The 17,150-nt window shown below is 36.8% G+C and carries 20 protein-coding genes; all 20 read left to right on the forward strand.

Annotated features, from left to right (window positions below):
* The first annotated feature begins 101 nt into the window (after nt 1-101).
* Nucleotides 102-1,409 carry an FADH(2)-oxidizing methylenetetrahydrofolate--tRNA-(uracil(54)-C(5))-methyltransferase TrmFO gene (trmFO, locus tag BK574_RS26335; RefSeq protein ID WP_078430706.1) on the forward strand — a complete coding sequence of 436 codons (1,308 nt, stop codon included), beginning with the start codon at nt 102-104 and terminating at the stop codon, nt 1,407-1,409.
* A gap of 60 nt (nt 1,410-1,469) precedes the next feature.
* The gene (gene xerC / locus BK574_RS26340) at nt 1,470-2,381 is read left to right on the forward strand and encodes a tyrosine recombinase XerC (protein WP_078430707.1); all 912 of its coding nucleotides are present in this window, start codon (nt 1,470-1,472) and stop codon (nt 2,379-2,381) included.
* Between the two features lie 95 nt (nt 2,382-2,476).
* Entirely contained in the window at nt 2,477-3,022 is a 546-nt protein-coding gene (hslV, locus tag BK574_RS26345; RefSeq protein ID WP_075385642.1) for an ATP-dependent protease subunit HslV, read from the forward strand.
* Nucleotides 3,023-3,048: 26 nt separating this feature from the next.
* A complete protein-coding gene (hslU, locus tag BK574_RS26350) occupies nt 3,049-4,443 on the forward strand; it encodes an HslU--HslV peptidase ATPase subunit (protein ID WP_075385643.1) in 1,395 nt (464 codons plus the stop codon).
* A gap of 25 nt (nt 4,444-4,468) precedes the next feature.
* A complete protein-coding gene (gene codY, locus BK574_RS26355; RefSeq protein ID WP_075385644.1) occupies nt 4,469-5,248 on the forward strand; it encodes a GTP-sensing pleiotropic transcriptional regulator CodY in 780 nt (259 codons plus the stop codon).
* A 537-nt stretch (nt 5,249-5,785) separates the two neighbouring features.
* The gene (flgB, locus tag BK574_RS26360) at nt 5,786-6,187 is read left to right on the forward strand and encodes a flagellar basal body rod protein FlgB (RefSeq protein ID WP_078430708.1); all 402 of its coding nucleotides are present in this window, start codon (nt 5,786-5,788) and stop codon (nt 6,185-6,187) included.
* Nucleotides 6,188-6,195: 8 nt separating this feature from the next.
* Nucleotides 6,196-6,642, forward strand: a complete 447-nt coding sequence (flgC, locus tag BK574_RS26365) for a flagellar basal body rod protein FlgC (RefSeq protein WP_078430993.1) — start codon at nt 6,196-6,198, stop codon at nt 6,640-6,642.
* Between the two features lie 14 nt (nt 6,643-6,656).
* On the forward strand, nt 6,657-6,965 hold the full coding sequence (fliE, locus tag BK574_RS26370; RefSeq protein WP_075385646.1) for a flagellar hook-basal body complex protein FliE: 309 nt from the start codon (nt 6,657-6,659) through the stop codon (nt 6,963-6,965).
* Nucleotides 6,966-7,002: 37 nt separating this feature from the next.
* Entirely contained in the window at nt 7,003-8,583 is a 1,581-nt protein-coding gene (fliF, locus tag BK574_RS26375) for a flagellar basal-body MS-ring/collar protein FliF (RefSeq protein ID WP_078430709.1), read from the forward strand.
* An 18-nt stretch (nt 8,584-8,601) separates the two neighbouring features.
* Nucleotides 8,602-9,612: a flagellar motor switch protein FliG gene (gene fliG / locus BK574_RS26380; protein ID WP_078430994.1), complete on the forward strand. Its 1,011-nt coding sequence runs from the start codon at nt 8,602-8,604 to the stop codon at nt 9,610-9,612.
* A complete protein-coding gene (fliH, locus tag BK574_RS26385) occupies nt 9,605-10,417 on the forward strand; it encodes a flagellar assembly protein FliH (RefSeq protein ID WP_158211772.1) in 813 nt (270 codons plus the stop codon). The genes fliG and fliH overlap by 8 nt, the downstream gene beginning before the upstream one ends.
* Nucleotides 10,404-11,720, forward strand: coding sequence for a flagellar protein export ATPase FliI (gene fliI, locus BK574_RS26390; RefSeq protein WP_078430711.1), 1,317 nt, complete (start codon nt 10,404-10,406; stop codon nt 11,718-11,720). Before fliH ends, fliI begins: the two co-directional genes overlap by 14 nt.
* A gap of 4 nt (nt 11,721-11,724) precedes the next feature.
* On the forward strand, nt 11,725-12,162 hold the full coding sequence (gene fliJ, locus BK574_RS26395; RefSeq protein WP_075385651.1) for a flagellar export protein FliJ: 438 nt from the start codon (nt 11,725-11,727) through the stop codon (nt 12,160-12,162).
* Between the two features lie 16 nt (nt 12,163-12,178).
* The gene (locus BK574_RS26400; protein ID WP_078430712.1) at nt 12,179-12,745 is read left to right on the forward strand and encodes a MotE family protein; all 567 of its coding nucleotides are present in this window, start codon (nt 12,179-12,181) and stop codon (nt 12,743-12,745) included.
* Nucleotides 12,746-12,775: 30 nt separating this feature from the next.
* Nucleotides 12,776-13,957, forward strand: coding sequence for a flagellar hook-length control protein FliK (locus tag BK574_RS26405; RefSeq protein WP_078430713.1), 1,182 nt, complete (start codon nt 12,776-12,778; stop codon nt 13,955-13,957).
* A gap of 9 nt (nt 13,958-13,966) precedes the next feature.
* Nucleotides 13,967-14,416: a flagellar hook assembly protein FlgD gene (flgD, locus tag BK574_RS26410; protein ID WP_078430714.1), complete on the forward strand. Its 450-nt coding sequence runs from the start codon at nt 13,967-13,969 to the stop codon at nt 14,414-14,416.
* Nucleotides 14,417-14,435: 19 nt separating this feature from the next.
* A complete protein-coding gene (locus BK574_RS26415; protein ID WP_078430715.1) occupies nt 14,436-14,819 on the forward strand; it encodes a TIGR02530 family flagellar biosynthesis protein in 384 nt (127 codons plus the stop codon).
* Nucleotides 14,820-14,899: 80 nt separating this feature from the next.
* Entirely contained in the window at nt 14,900-16,339 is a 1,440-nt protein-coding gene (locus BK574_RS26420; RefSeq protein WP_078430716.1) for a flagellar hook protein FlgE, read from the forward strand.
* Nucleotides 16,340-16,471: 132 nt separating this feature from the next.
* Complete coding sequence (locus BK574_RS26425; RefSeq protein WP_075385657.1) at nt 16,472-16,690, forward strand: flagellar FlbD family protein; 219 nt, start codon at nt 16,472-16,474, stop codon at nt 16,688-16,690.
* Entirely contained in the window at nt 16,691-17,122 is a 432-nt protein-coding gene (gene fliL, locus BK574_RS26430) for a flagellar basal body-associated protein FliL (protein WP_078430717.1), read from the forward strand.
* Nucleotides 17,123-17,150: the final 28 nt, after the last annotated feature.

Raw genomic sequence — 17,150 nt, forward strand, 5'->3', positions numbered from 1 at the left:
AAAAACCCTCACTGATGGAAGTTTCACTTTATGGGGCATCCTAAAACAATGGAAACTAGATATACAAAAATGATTCAACACGGTACGGAGGTTAAAATCTATTGGAGACAATACATATTAACGTAGTAGGGGCTGGTTTAGCAGGAAGTGAGGCGGCTTGGCAAATTGCCAATCTTGGCATCCCTGTGCATTTATATGAAATGCGACCAGTGAAACAAACCCCAGCTCATCACACAGACAAATTTGCTGAACTGGTTTGCAGTAATTCATTAAGAGCAAATACACTTACAAATGCGGTAGGGGTATTAAAAGAAGAAATGCGCATATTAAATTCTGTTATTATATCATCAGCTGATGCGTGCTCTGTTCCTGCTGGGGGTGCTTTAGCTGTTGATCGACATGAATTTGCGGAGCATGTAACGAGTCGAGTCCGTAATCATCAATTGGTTACAGTTATGAACGAAGAAGTTAGTCAAATTCCAGACGGTCCAACTGTGATAGCGACTGGTCCATTGACGTCAGAAAGTCTCTCTAAAGATTTAAAAGCACTAACAGGAGAAGAATATTTATATTTTTATGATGCTGCAGCCCCTATAATTGAAAAAGATTCTATCGACATGAATAAAGTGTATTTAAAATCTCGTTATGATAAGGGAGAAGCGGCCTACTTAAACTGTCCTATGACAGAAGAGGAGTTTGACCGTTTTTACGAAGCGTTAATATCTGCTGAAACTGTTCCGCTTAAGGAGTTCGAAAAAGAAATTTTCTTTGAAGGATGTATGCCGATTGAAGTGATGGCACAGCGAGGCAAAAAAACGATGCTATTTGGACCGATGAAACCTGTTGGACTTGAACATCCTGAAACAGGGAAAAGACCATATGCTGTTGTTCAACTTCGTCAAGACAATCAATCAGGAACGTTATATAACATAGTTGGATTTCAAACGCACTTAAAATGGGGACCGCAAAAAGAAGTTCTTAAACTTATTCCTGGTCTTGAAAATGCTGAAGTTGTTCGTTATGGTGTCATGCATCGAAATACATTTATCAATTCCCCAAAAGTGTTACGACCAACTTATCAATTTAAAGAACGAGACGATTTATTTTTCGCAGGACAAATTACTGGTGTTGAAGGATATGTAGAGTCAGCTGCATCAGGACTTATTGCTGGGATTAACGCAGCGCGTTTTGTCGAGCAGAAAGAATTATGTGTTTTCCCAGAAGAAACGACGATTGGTAGCATGGCCCAATATATTACGACGGCAAATCCAAAAAACTTCCAACCGATGAATGCTAACTTTGGATTGCTTAAACCATTAGAACAGCGAATTAAAAATAAAAAAGAGCGTAATGAGGCATTAGCTAACCGTGCATTGGAAACAATTCAGAATTTTGTGAAAAAAATGTAAACTTCCTTGAAAGGGCTACTAAGTTGTGTTACAATTTAGTAGCTTTTGTGAGGTGTTAATATGGGAGATACAACCACTCGTAAATCGATTGATGATTTTGTTTTTTATTTACAAGTTGAAAAGAATTGTTCGAAACATACAATTGAAAATTACCTGCTTGATATAGAAGATTTTGTCTCATATATGAAGGAGAATAACCTTAGTGAGTTTTCGGTTGTAACTTATCATTTCGTTAGGGGCTATTTATCGGCGTTACATGAATATAAATATGCTAGGACTACAATTGCGAGGAAAATCTCAGCATTGCGAAGTTTATATCGTTTTTTATTAAGAGAAAATAAAGTGAATGAGAACCCATTCGCTTCAACTCACTCCCCTAAGACTGGAAAACGATTACCGACTTTTTTGTATGAACAAGAGATGGAACAGTTATTTTCTTCTTTTGACGATTCAAAGGTACTCGATCAACGGGATAAGGCGCTGATCGAAATATTATACTCTTCAGGATTACGAGTAAGTGAATGTTGTCAGTTAAAAACAGAAGATATTGATTTTTCAATTGGTACTGCATTTGTTATAGGTAAAGGAAGAAAAGAACGTTATGTCCCAGTAGGAAGCTATGCTCTAGATGCTTTACAGAACTATATAGAAGATGGACGCAATCAATTGTTGAGTAAGTCGAAGTCTGGCCCTCATGATGTGTTATTTCTGAATTTTCGCGGTGGACCTTTATCCGACAGAAGTGTACGGGATATTTTAAAAAAACGCGTAGAAAAAGCATCTTTAATCATGCACGTAAGTCCACATATGTTACGTCATACGTTTGCAACACATCTATTGAATAATGGTGCAGATTTACGTGTAGTGCAAGAGTTATTAGGACATTCACATTTATCTTCTACGCAAATATACACTCATGTCACAAAGGATAGACTGAAAGATGTATATAATAAACACCATCCAAGAGCATAAATGAATACATATTGAACTCATCATATCCGTATGTACAACTGTAACGAGAAATTACAACTAATGAATATTACTGATCTCTAAAGAGGAGGGTTCTCATGTCGGAAGCGAATTTTCATGCAACAACGATCTTTGCTATTCAACATAACGGGCAATGTGCAATGACAGGTGACGGACAAGTAACGTTTGGTAATGCTGTAGTTATGAAACATACCGCAAAAAAAGTAAGAAAAATATATCAAGGCAAAGTAATTGCTGGTTTTGCGGGTTCTGTTGCTGATGCCTTTACTTTATTTGAGAAATTTGAAGGACGTTTAGAAGAATACAATGGTAATCTTCAAAGAGCGGCCGTTGAATTGGCAAAAGAGTGGAGAAGTGATAAAGTTCTACGACGACTTGAAGCGATGCTAATCGTCATGAACAAAGAACATTTATTACTCGTTTCTGGAACTGGAGAAGTGATTGAGCCAGACGATGGGGTATTAGCAATCGGCTCAGGTGGTAATTATGCTCTTTCAGCTGGTCGTGCGTTGAAAAAGCACGCACCACAACTTTCGGCAAAAGAGATTGCGATGGCTGCACTTGAAACAGCAGGCGATATTTGTGTGTACACGAATAAACAAATTGTCATCGAAGAGCTATAAAAACTTTGAGAGCGGAGGATGTTGAGATGCAAAATAACTTAACGCCAAGACAAATTGTTGAACGTTTAAACCAATACATTGTAGGTCAAGAATCAGCGAAGAAATCAGTAGCCGTTGCCCTAAGAAACCGTTATCGTCGTAGTTTACTCGATGAAAAACTACGAGATGAGGTAACGCCAAAAAATATTTTAATGATTGGGCCTACAGGTGTAGGGAAAACTGAAATTGCTCGTCGACTTGCTAAATTAGTAGGTGCTCCTTTTGTAAAAGTAGAAGCAACAAAATTTACTGAAGTAGGTTATGTTGGACGAGATGTAGAGTCAATGGTTCGTGACTTAGTGGATACGTCTATTCGGATTGTAAAAGAAGAAAAGATGAATAGTGTCCGTGATAAAGCAGAAGAACAAGCCAACCAAAGAATTGTGGATTTACTTGTACCTTCAGCTAAAAAGCAAACACAATACAAAAATCCACTAGAAATGCTCTTCGGTAATCAAGGACAACCTGTCCAAGATACGAACGAGTCATCTGAAAGTCAGGATATTCAACAAAAAAGACGACAAACAGCTCACAAATTAGCGTTAGGTGAACTTGAAGATCATATTATAACGATAGATGTAGAGGAGCAAACATCAGGATTCCTCGATATGTTCCAAGGATCTGGCATGGAACAGATGGGTATTAACATGCAAGATATGTTAGGTAATATGATGCCGAAAAAGAAAAAGAAACGGCGCTTAACTGTGAAAGAAGCACGAAAATATCTTCTTGAAGAAGAAGCTCAAAAACTTATTGATATGGATGAAGTTAATCAAGAAGCGGTTTCAAAAGCAGAACAACTGGGTATTATCTTTATAGATGAGATTGATAAAATTGCTGGCAAAAGTCAGAATAGTGCTGATGTATCTCGTGAAGGGGTGCAACGTGACATTCTTCCTATCGTTGAAGGCTCGACCATTGTTACAAAATACGGACCTGTAAAAACAGATCATATTTTATTTGTTGGTGCAGGTGCATTTCATATGGCAAAGCCTTCTGATCTAATTCCTGAACTACAAGGACGTTTTCCGATCCGAGTTGAGCTTTCAAATTTATCAATTAATGATTTCGTAAGAATTTTAGTGGAGCCAGATACTGCTTTAATTAAACAATATACTGCTTTATTAGAAACAGAAGGTATAAAAGTAAAGTTTTCTGACGAAGCTATTCATAAGATTGCGACAATTGCAACAGATGTTAATCAAGATACAGAGAATATTGGTGCAAGGAGATTGCATACGCTTTTAGAAAAATTATTAGAAGATTTATCATTTGAAGCACCTGATATTACACTAGAAGAGATTGTTATTACACCAGCTTATGTTGAAGAAAAGTTAGCAACGATCGCAAAAAATAGAGATTTAAGCCAATATATATTATAGTATGGATTTTTTAGGAGGAAAAGGAATGGATTTACTAACAAGAACGAGAAAGATTAATGAGATGCTACAAAAGTCAGGAGGTCAACACGTTAACTTTAAAGATATGGCTGAAACCTTACGCGATGTAATTGAAGCAAATATTTTTGTTGTAAGCCGTCGTGGGAAGTTACTCGGTTTTTCTATCAAACAAGAGATTGAAAACGAACGAATGAAAAAAATGTTAGAAGAACGACAATTTCCTGAAGAGTACACGTCTAACTTATTCAAACTAGAAGAAACGAGTGCGAACCTCGATATTGGTAGTGAATACACAGCGTTTCCAGTTGAGAATAAAGACTTATTCGGATCGGGCTTAACAACTATCGTGCCCATTTTAGGCGGTGGCCAAAGATTAGGGACTCTAGTATTAGCGAGATTAAGCAAGTCATTTGATGATGATGATTTAATCTTAGCAGAATATGGAGCTACGGTAGTTGGAATGGAAATTCTTCATGAAAAAACGCAGGAAATTGAAGAAGAAGCGCGTAGTAAAGCAGTTGTACAAATGGCTATTAGTTCACTATCATACAGTGAGTTAGAAGCGGTAGAACATATTTTTGAAGAGCTAGAAGGCAAAGAAGGTTTACTCGTAGCTAGTAAAATTGCAGACCGAGTTGGAATAACACGTTCTGTAATTGTAAATGCATTACGTAAACTTGAAAGTGCTGGTGTAATCGAATCGCGATCACTCGGTATGAAGGGGACTTATATTAAAGTACTAAACGACAAGTTTCTAGCTGAGTTAGATAAGATTAAACAAGGCTAATACAACAGTTCATATTTAACTTGTTACAGGAATTAAATATATAACCTTTAGATTTTAGAGGGTTGTATAATACTAAAGAGGTCAATTTCAATTTGAAATGACCTCTTTTTCTTTTTTTATTAAGGAGAGTAACATTTTTTAGTAAAATCCTACAGATTAATTTATTAGAAAAAATAAATTATTATATTTCATCACTAATATTATCAAGGGTTTGTAGAGTGAAAAATTTATTACGTCTTTTTAATTAGGAAATAGTAGGATTAAACTAAGTGACAATACCGTAAATACATTAAAAGGAAACAATAAAAACACTTTTTTTTACTTAATTTATATTATACTATACATAGTGTTACACAATTCGACATTGGAAGTTCCTGAAATGAAGCTTTAATAGGACTTTAGGACCATCGGGATGCAGGACTTTTTAATCCATTCCGACAAAAATTAATTGATTATTAGACATTTACTTTAAGATCTAATACAATTTATTAGCAGGATTAACCAATTATCGCGAATTTACGACAAGGAGCGACTAAAATGAACTTATTTACAAATCTTTCTTTTAGTACGCTGGAGAAGGCATTAGATGGTGCTGCATTAAGACAGAGAACAATCTCTCATAATATAGCAAATGTGGATACACCAAATTACAAGACGAAAAAAGTGAACTTTCAGCACACGTTAGATCAAGCAGTTTCGCAAAATTCATTTAACGCTATACGAACGGACAATAGGCATATGAATTTTAGCACAGGTAAACAAAGAGAGGCCTACGTTACTAGTGTGAACAATACAATGTACAATCATAATTTGAATAATGTGGATATTGATAAAGAAATGTCGGCTCTTGCAGAAAACCAAATCTATTATAATGCACTAATTGACCGGTTAAATGGTAGATTTAATAGTCTTCAAACTGTAATAAAAGGTGGGAAATAAACGTGACGATTTTCAATGGGTTTAATGCTTCGGCATCAGCGTTAACTGCACAACGGTTACGTATGGATGTTATATCAGCGAATATGGCTAATGCTGAAACTACACGTGCGAATTTTGTAGATGGAGAGTGGCAACCATATCAACGTAAAATGGTTGTAATGCAGCCTAATCAACAAGATTTTTCTAGTTATTTAAATATGGCTATGAAACAAACGAATAATCCAGGTGAAGGAGTGAAAGTATCCCGCATTATCGAGGACCAGACACCCTTTAAATTGATGTACCAACCGGAACATCCTGATGCTGATGAAATTGGTTATGTAAAATTACCTAATGTTGACCCTTTACGAGAGATGGTTGATTTAATGAGTGCAACTCGTTCGTATGAAGCGAACGTAACTACTTTAAATGCAACGAAAAATATGTTAATGAAAGCATTAGAAATAGGTAGATAAGGAAGGTAACGAAAATGGAATTGAATAAAATAAGTTCACCATTTACGATTCAACGACAGCCGATAGAAACACAAGTGGTTAAAAAAACACCTGCAGTAGCACAGAATGAGTTTAAGGCAGCCCTCAGCGACGCAATAAAAAATGTTAATGCAGCTCAAAATGAATCTTCAGAAGCCACGTTACGACTTGCTAGAGGTGAAGCAGATAATCTTCATGAAGTCATGATTTTAGGACAAAAAGCTAGCATTACATTACAAGCAACTGTGGAAGTTCGTAATAAAGTAATCGAAGCATATCAAGAAATCATGCGAATGCAAGTGTAACAAAATGATGGTTTACGTCGTATAGGTGGGAGGGCACATGAACGAAAAGCTTGTACAATACAAAGAAAAAGGAACATCGTTTTGGAAAGAGCGTACTAGTGCCCAAAAGGGTATTATTGTCGGCTCTATTTTACTGTTAATTACTATGCTAATATTATTAACTATTTTTGGAACAAAATCAAGTTTTGTTCCACTTTATAGCAATTTAACAGTTCAAGAAACAGGGCAAATTAAAGAAACGTTAGATGCTAGAGGAATCGCATCTGAGATTTCAGATAATGGAACTACAATTAGTGTTCCAGACACGATGGTTGACACATTAAAGGTGGAGTTAGCTGCTGAAGGAATTCCAAGAAGTGGTAGTATTGATTATGGATTTTTTAGAGACCGAATGGGTATCGGTATAACTGATAATGAATTTTCCCTTATGGAAAGAGCAGCAGTTCAAACTGAGCTAGGAAATTTAATCCGGAATATTGATGGTGTAAATGGTGCCAATGTCATGATAACTTTACCTGAGGAACGAATTTGGGTTTCTGATGAATTAATGACAGCATCAGCATCGATTGTTATAAATACAGCTCCTGGATACCAACTTGAGCCGAGGCAAATTCGTGCTCTATACCATCTAGTTTCAAAGAGTGTACCAAACCTTCCTGTAGATAATATCGTCATCATGAACCAAATGTTTGAGCATTATGAGTATAGAGATGAAAATTCCCAAGATTATTCAACAATGACAGCTTATGAACATCAAAGAAAAATTAAACAAGACATTGAAAGAGATTTACAACGACAATTAACGCAAATGCTCGGTACGATGATGGGCCGTGATAGTGTATTAGTCTCTGTAACGACAGACATTGATTTCACTCAAGAAAATCGCCAAGAAGAGATCGTTACACCAGTTAATGAAGAAAATATGGAAGGTCTTGCTGTTAGTATTGAAAGGATAACTGAAACGTACGAAGGCGAAGATGTTCCTGAAGGTGGAGTAGCTGGTACAGGAGAAGCGATACCAGGTTATCCAGGTGTTGTTGGTGGTGGAAATGGATCTTATGAAAGAATTGAAGAACGAGTCAATAATGATGTAAATCGAATTCGCCGTGATATCGTCGAGAGTCCTTATAAAATTCGCGATTTAGGAATTCAAGTGATGGTTGAGCCTCCTGATGGTGAAGACGAATTACCAATTGAACGTCTTAATGATATACAGCAAATATTAAGTACGATCGTCCGCACAAGTATCGATGGGAACTTGGCAATGCAACTTACACCTGAAGAAATTAACGAGAAGATTTTTGTCTCTTCACAGCAGTTTGCAGGAAAAGTTGAAATTGAAGCTATTCCAGAACAAACGGTACCCAATTGGTTATATGTTATTGGTGGTATATTAGTTGCTATTATTATTCTATTAATCTTCTTATTGTTTAGAAAGAAGAAGCAGAGTGAAGAAGAGGAAGAAGTAATTGAAGAGGCTGTAAGTAATGAGATTCCCGATTTACCAAATGAAGATGATAGTATATCAGCTACAAAACGAAAACAGCTTGAAAGAATGGCAAGAGAAAAACCAGATGAATTCGCCAAGCTTATTAGAACATGGCTGGCAGATGACTAAGAGGGTGATCGTGTGAGTGTGACAAAAAAAGGAAGCTTAACAGGACGTCAGAAAGCTGCTACCCTCCTTATTTCTCTAGGACCAGATGTGTCTGCCCAAGTGTATAAACATTTAACAGAAGAAGAAATAGAGAAGTTAACGTTGGAAATTGCTAATGTAAGAAAAGTAGATAGTTCTTTAAAAGAAGAAATCCTTGATCAATTTCACCAATTAGCAATGGCTCAAGACTACATCGCACAAGGTGGGATTGGGTATGCAAAAAGTGTCCTAGAGAAAGCGTTAGGAGAAGCGGAGGCGATGGAAATTATTAATCGCCTAACATCAACTTTACAAGTTCGGCCATTTGATTTTGCAAGAAAAGCCGACCCTTCACAAATCTTAAATTTTATTCAAAATGAGCATCCGCAAACGATTGCACTTATCCTATCTTATTTAGATTCAGTACAAGCAGCGCAAATATTGTCTGAATTACCACAAGAAGTTCAGGCAGATGTAGCGAAGAGAATAGCACTCATGGATAGCACTTCACCTGAGATTGTCAACGAAGTGGAAAGTATTTTAGAACAGAAACTATCTGCAACTGTGACACAGGATTATACAGCTGCTGGTGGTATTGAAGCGGTTGTTGAAGTGTTAAATAGTGTCGACAGAAGTACGGAACGTACAATTCTTGATGCACTTGAAATTCAAGATCCAGAACTTGCTGAGGAAATTAAGAAGAGGATGTTTGTCTTTGAAGACATTGTTACTTTAGATAATCGTTCTATTCAAAGAGTCATTCGAGATGTTGAAAATGAAGATCTACAACTGTCTCTAAAAGTCGCAAGTGATGAAGTTAAAGATATTATTTTTACGAATATGTCTCAACGAATGGCTGAAACATTCAAAGAGGAAATGGAGTTTATGGGTCCAGTTCGTTTACGTGATGTAGAAGAAGCTCAATCTCGAATTGTCGCGGTTATTCGTCGACTTGAAGAAGCAGGCGAAATTGTTATAGCACGTGGCGGAGGAGATGATATTATTGTCTAAAATAATTAAATCCTCTTATGCTAGTCCAGAAAGCAATGGATCGAAAACAATTGCAATTAAGAAAATTAATCTTTCGGATACGAATGAAGGTCTTTTTCCTGATGGAGAACCCGATACATCAAATGGAGATCATCCAGATTTTCAAACGGAAGAACAAGCAAGGCAGCTTATTGAACAAGCTGAACAACAGGCACAATTGATAATACAACAGGCCGAAAACGCAGCAAACCAAGGTCGTGACGAAATAGAATTGGAGAGACAACACGTATATAATGAGCTCGAACAATTAAAGGAACAAACAAGACAACAAGGGTACGAGGATGGTTTTCAGCAAGGGTTAGAAGCAGGGGAATTACAGTATCGCGAAACTATCGAGCAAGCCATTCAGATAATAGAAGCTTCGAAAAAAGATTACCATGAGGTTATTGAACAAGCTCAGCCCACCATTATTGATTTAGCATTTACGATTTCACAGAAAATTATTGGTAATGCGGTTCGTAACGAGGAGGAAGCGTGGTTAACACTTGTTAAAGAAGCTATTCTAGAAGTCAGAGACCAGGATGAAGTAAAAGTGTATGTTCATCCTGATTGGTACGAACGTACACTATATCATAAAAGTGAATTGTTGAGCCTCCTAAGTCATACAGAGCAATTATTTATATACCCTGATTTACAGTTACAAGAAAATGGATGTGTCATTGAAACGTCCTATGGGCGTATTGATGCAAGCATGGACAGCCAATTAACAGAACTTAAACATTTACTCCACGAAAAATTGAAGGAGGGGAAGCATGGAAGCACGTGATTTAATTAATGTTGTTCCCCACCTGAACTCATATAAGTGGTATGGGAAGGTAACTAGAGTAGTCGGTTTAATGATTGAGTCAAAAGGTCCACAAGCGTCGATAGGAGACCTGTGTTATATTCATCTAGGAAAATTGCAAAAAACGAAAGTTATGGCTGAAGTCGTCGGTTTCCGAGAAGAACATGTTTTACTTATGCCTATTAATGGTACAGGTGAAATATCACCAGGAAGTTTAGTGGAAGCCACAAGACATCCGCTGCAAATAAAAGTCGGATCTGGTTTAATTGGAAAAATTATTGATGGTTGTGGTCAACCGCTTGATCGCTCCCCTTTACCAGATGGATTATCATCTTTCCCTACGGATAACGACCCACCAAATCCGTTAGAAAGACCAAGAATTACAGAACCGATGAGTATCGGTATACGGTCAATTGATAGTGTCTTAACAGTCGGAAAAGGTCAGAGAGTTGGTATTTTTGCTGGTAGTGGTGTTGGTAAAAGTACGCTATTATCGATGATCATAAAAAACTCTGATGCGGACCTAAATATAATAGCGCTGATCGGAGAACGTGGACGAGAAGTTAGAGATTTTATAGAGCGGGATTTAGGTGAAGAAGGGCTTAAAAAAAGTATTGTAGTAGTTGCTACATCAGATCAACCTGCATTAATGAGAGTTAAAGGCGCAATGACCGCTACGGCAATTGCAGAATATTTTCGTAACCAAGGAATGCATGTTAATTTAATGATGGATTCGGTTACGCGATTTGCAATGGCACAGCGGGAAATTGGATTGGCTGTTGGGGAACCACCGACGACAAAAGGTTATACACCATCAGTCTTTGCCATGTTACCTAGACTATTAGAGCGTTCTGGTACGAGTGCAAACGGTTCAATAACTGCTTTTTATACCGTGCTTGTGGATGGTGACGATTTAAATGAACCCATTTCGGATGCTGTTCGTGGAATATTGGACGGGCATTTTGTCTTAGACCGAAAATTAGCTAACAAGGGACAATTTCCAGCTATTAATGTCTTAAAAAGCGTTAGTCGTGTAATGCATGATATTGTATCACAAAATCATCTCGTTGCTGCTGAACGGTTAAGGACTCTGTTATCTACTTACTATGAATCAGAAGATTTGATTAATATTGGTGCATATAAAAGAGGTTCATCAAGAGAAGTAGATTTAGCGATCCAAGCATATCCAAACATTATTTCTTTTTTGAAACAGGGAATTAAAGAAGACAGTAATTTAGTAAAGGCAGTGACCATGCTACAAGAACAGATTGGGAAAGGTGAATAGTGTTATGTCGTTCCGCTACACTCTCCAAAAAGTACTTGATATAAAAGACAGAGAAAAAAAAACGTCAGAAAATGAATATAACAAGGCAACAAAACAATTTGAAGAGATGGCAACGAGACTTTATGATCTATTAAAGAAAAAAGAAGACTTAGAATCTAGTTGTCAACAACAAATGAATCAAGGAATTCCGATTCATCAATTACAACAACATCAAACCCTTTTGATGCGTTTAAATGTCGATATTGATAGGCAACAACAGTCAACGAACTTAGCGCGTAATATCATGTATCAAAAGCAAGAAGATTTTGTTGAAGCTTCAATTGAATTAAAAAAGTATGAAAAGATGAAAGAAATTAGGTATGAAGAGTATATCGAAGAACAAAAAAGGATGGACAATATGCGGATGGATGAAATTTCTTTACAGCTATATGTAAACCGCTAAAAACAAGGTGAAGCTAATGAGTAATGAAAAAGAGTATAGTAAAATCCAATGGTTCTTCTTTGTTATTTTAATCCCAACTATTTTTGCGATTATTTTATTTGCTGTAATTTTAATCTTTCTCGGGGTTGACTTGAAAGAAAAGGCAAAAGAAGTTGGTGGAAACCTTCCTTTTATTGGTGAACATTTCGATGAAGAAGTAGAAGAACAAGAACACGAAGATGTAAACATCGATGAGTTATACGAACAAATTGCCGCTCAACAAGCACAAATTGACCAGTTAGAACAGCAACTTACCCAGAAAGATGAAGAGTTACTCCAAGTTCAACAGGAAGCAAGTTCATTAGAAGCACAAGTTGAATTACAAGAAGAAGCTGTTGTTGAAGTTAGGCAGGATCTAAAGGAAATTGCCAAAACATATGAGGCAATGTCAACGAAAAACGCTGCTAACATATTGTCTGAACTTCCAACATCAGAAGCGCTCCTTCATATCTCTCAAATCTCAACACAACCTAGAGCTGGGATCCTTGCTAAAATGGAACCAGAAAAAGCAGCAGAAATTATGTCGTTGTTAGCCAATCAGTAAAGAATGATCTACTTGAAAGGAGGTGAAAACATGAACGTAGCAGGAGTTATTAATTCAGCTCAGCGAAATGCGGGCAGTGGACCATCTGGAGAGAAGAGAATGACAAAGGGTAACTCAACTTTTGCTAAGCTTCTCGGAAATGTTACTTCTGAACGAGGGAAGAAAGAAGCAACTAATACCTCAATTGCAAATAAACAAAATGAAGTACTTAGCAATAAAGATCAGTTACAAGATGTGTTACAAAGAATAGCAGGGGAAATCCCATTTCAAGAAGGGTTTCTTACTAAAGAGAAGCTTTACGATAAAGATGTACAAGAATTCCTCCAATTATTACCCCAAGATTTGCAGCTAGAAATTGAGGATTTCTTTCAAGGTGCTTTCCCAATCGAATCTCTCATACAAACAGCTGATATGATGAACCAGCCTGCGAATATGCTTGCTTATTTCATTGCGTTAAGTAGGTCAATGTCAGAGTATGTAGCACCATCGAATCAAGATATTACCCATTTCCTAAAACATATAGAGCAACTACTAAATACAGTGGAAAGATTGAGCGTCATTGAAATTAAAGACCCAAAAGACATAATGCGCCAATTCATTCAAGCTCTTCAAAAAGAAGTGCAAGGACCAAACCAAAGCCAATTTCTCCAGTCTTTAATGCAAAGATCAGGGATAGGAGAAAGCAGGTCGGATGGATCACAAGGAATCACGTTAAATGCGGATGGCCAAAATATGTCTCGTGTTCAACAAATGGTTATACATATTGGTGAACAACCGACAAAAGAGGCTGAACAAAGGCAATTTGTGCGTCAATTTCAAGAGTTACTTGGAAGAGGAGTTTTGAAAAATTTAAACAACGGTTCGCAAATATCGATTAAATTCTTCCCAGAACATTTAGGAAGACTGGATATTCGCTTGTCGCAAATTAACGGTGTCATTACTGCGCGAATTCTTGCAAGTTCAAGTACTGCTCGTGAACTAATCGAATCTCAAATTCAACAATTAAGGCATGCTTTTGCGCAACAACAATTAAGTGTAGAACGCATTGAAGTAGCACAGCAACATCAACAAACTGCTAGTAATTTAAATAAAGATGGCAAAGGAAGACAAGCAGACCGTGATGAACGTGAAGAGCAAGAAGATGATAACGAAGCCAACAATGAAACATTCTCGCAAGTACTTGAAGAAATAACGATAAATGAGAAAGTTTAGGTGTTGAATATGTACAATAATACAATTGATCAAAGTCTTTTTTATCATAACCGTCCTCGTGAAATAAAGAACACAGGAGAAGGTGCATTAGGAAAAGACGATTTCTTAAAAATATTAATTACTCAGTTACAAAATCAAGATCCGACTAATCCAATGGATGATCGTGAGTTTATCTCACAAATGGCGCAATTTTCATCATTAGAACAAATGACGAACATGAACAAATTGCTAGAGAGTTTTATCGAATCACAAACGGAGAATAAGCTTGTTCAAAATAGTCATCTAATTGGTAAAGAAATTCAATGGCAACCTGAAAATGCCATGTCCGATAGAGACTTAGTAACTAATGTTGTAAAAGCAATACGTCAACGTGATGGTAATGTATCTGTTCAATTAGATAATGGAAACTGGATCTTAGTTGACCAAGTAAAGCAAATTAGTGCTGGTAAAAAAGACTAAGTGAATAGGAGGTGATGTGATGGACCCTCATATATATTCACAGCAACTAAGGCCATTGCCTCAAACACAATATCCTAAAAACAGCATCACGCTTACGAGGCAAGGAAATTTCCATGAAATTTTACAAACTGAGATTAATAGCAACCAGGGAATCAAACTTAGTAAACATGCTGAAAAGCGCTTGCAGGAAAGAGGAATTTCCATCGATCAGGATAAATGGTCGCTTATTCAAGATAAATTAAGTGAAGCAAAGTTAAAAGGCATTAACGACTCTTTGGTTGTACTAAGCAATGCAGCATTGGTCGTAAATGCAAAAAGCAACACTGTAATCACCGCATTAGGTCGTGAAGAAGCTAACTCACAAATATTTACAAACATAAATGGAACCATTCTTATTGATTAAAGAGGCTGGACCGAAAGGAAGCCTTGGTTGTGGACTGACAGAAGCAATCAACGAACTATGATAGTGAAGGGGAAATATATATGCTGCGTTCAATGTATTCAAGTATTGGCGGATTAAAAAACTTTCAAACCAAGTTAGATGTGATCGGGAACAATATAGCTAATGTAAATACATTTGGGTATAAAAAAGGTCGAACTACGTTCCAAGATATTATGAGCCAACAAATAACAGGAGCGACAACACCGACGGCTGATCGGGGTGGGACGAACCCGATGCAAGTAGGACTTGGTGGAACAATTGCGACAATTGATACTATCCATACACAAGGAAGTATGCAATCGACAGGACGATCTCTAGATGTGGCGGTTTCAGGTGACGGATTTTTCGTTGTAAATAATGGAAATCTCAATTCCTATACACGTGCAGGAAATATCTATCTAGATCAAAATGGTACGCTCGTGAATGGTGATGGACTTCGTGTAATGGGTTACGGATTGCAAGCGGGAACGACGGATCAACTCGATTATACACAAATTCAACCACTTCAAATTCAAGCAGGTAGTCAAATGGCACCTGAAGCGACTACAAATATTACGTATAAAGGTAACTTTAATGCGGACCTTCCACCTGTAGGAACTGCTGAAGGTGGTGTAGCTTTAGTTGATGGCGAAGAAGAATTAACACAACAACAAATTAATGAAGCTATGAAAAGTGGATTTATGATTACTCATAAAGTTGTCGATTCACTAGGTGCTACACACGATGTTAAATTAGCGTTTCAAAAAACAGCCACTGGAGAATGGACAGTCGGGATTGTAAGACCATCAATTGATCCTGCTTCTAGAGAGCAAAATCAAGACCCATTGACAGGGCAGTTGTTCTACACATATGAAAGCTTAACTAGTGCTAATACTCCTTTTCCTGGGTTAACCGATGATTTTATTAAATTCGGTTCAAATGGTTATGTAATCCAAGATGACCCGAATGCAAATAATACCAATTCTATGAAGGAAGTAAATCTAACTTTAAACCTTAATAATCGACCACTTGGACCAGGAGAATTCAATGGTGCTGACCCACTTCAGTTAACATTCGACTTCTCACAGTTTACCCAGTTTTCTGGATCAAACACAGCGGATGTTAATCAAGTAACTGGAAATATTGATGGTTTTTTAGATAGCTTTAATATTGGACAATCTGGTGAAATTATTGGAGTTTACTCAAACGGGCGTGTTCAACTCCTTGGTCAACTGGCACTAGCAACATTTAATAACCCTGGTGGATTGAGTAAGTCAGGAAGTAATATTTACCAAGCTTCAAATAACTCAGGTCAGCCGAATATTGGTGTTCCAGGGGAAGGCCGTGGACTTTTGATGGGAAGTACATTAGAAATGTCGAACGTGGATATTTCAGAAGAATTTACCGAAATGATTGTAGCTCAACGAGGTTTCCAAGCAAATACAAGAATTATTACAACTTCCGATGAAATCTTACAAGAGCTTGTTAACTTAAAACGATAATTTCGTATATTTCCTAATGGGAAAAGAATATTTCTGTTCCATTAACATTGACGGATTGGAGGATGGAGGCAGTTCTTTGGACTGCGTTTTCAGAAAAGAACGGTTCTTGAACGAGCCTCCAAAATTATCACGATGATTAAGTTAACAAGATTAAATAATAGTACGTTCTTATTAAATGTGTTACTAATTGAACAAGTTGAGGCTTTTCCTGATACAACTATTACCCTTGTCAATGGAAAAAAGATAGTAGTGCGTGAGTCCATTAACGATGTTATGCTTATGACTAATGAACTATATCGAACGATCGGTCTTGCTTCAATTTATAGTAACAAAGATTCGGAGGGTTCTTGATTGTTTAAAAATAAATTAGTCAATATCATGATTATTCTCCTCGTATCGCTTACATTAATTGGAGTTGTTACGTTAGTACTTATTAATTATTTATCAACTGAAGATAATGAGTTTGCGGAACCGACAATTGATGAGATCATTGCAAATTCATATGATACACCTGAAATGACAACGATGTTATTAAGTAATGAATTTGCGAAGGTGCAATTCAAAATTCACGTCGATAACCGGAAAGCCTTAGCGGAAATTTCAAAACGAGATTTTCAAATTGAAAATATTATTGTACATGAATTAGCTGGAATGAAATCCACTGAACTTTCAGGATCAGAAGGATTATCGAAATTAGAGAGCCAGATTAAATTTAAAATCAATGAATTAATGACAGAAGGAACTGTCGTTGATATTTATACACGACGATTCATTATCCAATAAATTTACGTCTGGAATAGTTTGAGAGGTG

Source organism: Alkalihalobacterium alkalinitrilicum, assembly GCF_002019605.1.
GTDB lineage: Bacteria > Bacillota > Bacilli > Bacillales > Bacillaceae_F > Alkalihalobacterium > Alkalihalobacterium alkalinitrilicum.

Excerpts from the sequence above, each read along its gene's own strand:
- flgD (WP_078430714.1), top strand. The coding sequence starts at position 13,967 with ATGTACAATAATACAATTGATCAAAGTCTTTTTTATCATAACCGTCCT.
- BK574_RS26420 (WP_078430716.1), top strand. The coding sequence starts at position 14,900 with ATGCTGCGTTCAATGTATTCAAGTATTGGCGGATTAAAAAACTTTCAA.
- BK574_RS26425 (WP_075385657.1), top strand. The coding sequence starts at position 16,472 with ATGATTAAGTTAACAAGATTAAATAATAGTACGTTCTTATTAAATGTG.
- codY (WP_075385644.1), top strand. The coding sequence starts at position 4,469 with ATGGATTTACTAACAAGAACGAGAAAGATTAATGAGATGCTACAAAAG.
- xerC (WP_078430707.1), top strand. The coding sequence starts at position 1,470 with ATGGGAGATACAACCACTCGTAAATCGATTGATGATTTTGTTTTTTAT.
- BK574_RS26405 (WP_078430713.1), top strand. The coding sequence starts at position 12,776 with ATGAACGTAGCAGGAGTTATTAATTCAGCTCAGCGAAATGCGGGCAGT.
- fliE (WP_075385646.1), top strand. The coding sequence starts at position 6,657 with ATGGAATTGAATAAAATAAGTTCACCATTTACGATTCAACGACAGCCG.
- fliJ (WP_075385651.1), top strand. The coding sequence starts at position 11,725 with ATGTCGTTCCGCTACACTCTCCAAAAAGTACTTGATATAAAAGACAGA.
- flgB (WP_078430708.1), top strand. The coding sequence starts at position 5,786 with ATGAACTTATTTACAAATCTTTCTTTTAGTACGCTGGAGAAGGCATTA.
- hslV (WP_075385642.1), top strand. The coding sequence starts at position 2,477 with ATGTCGGAAGCGAATTTTCATGCAACAACGATCTTTGCTATTCAACAT.
- fliI (WP_078430711.1), top strand. The coding sequence starts at position 10,404 with ATGGAAGCACGTGATTTAATTAATGTTGTTCCCCACCTGAACTCATAT.
- fliF (WP_078430709.1), top strand. The coding sequence starts at position 7,003 with ATGAACGAAAAGCTTGTACAATACAAAGAAAAAGGAACATCGTTTTGG.
- hslU (WP_075385643.1), top strand. The coding sequence starts at position 3,049 with ATGCAAAATAACTTAACGCCAAGACAAATTGTTGAACGTTTAAACCAA.
- BK574_RS26415 (WP_078430715.1), top strand. The coding sequence starts at position 14,436 with ATGGACCCTCATATATATTCACAGCAACTAAGGCCATTGCCTCAAACA.
- BK574_RS26400 (WP_078430712.1), top strand. The coding sequence starts at position 12,179 with ATGAGTAATGAAAAAGAGTATAGTAAAATCCAATGGTTCTTCTTTGTT.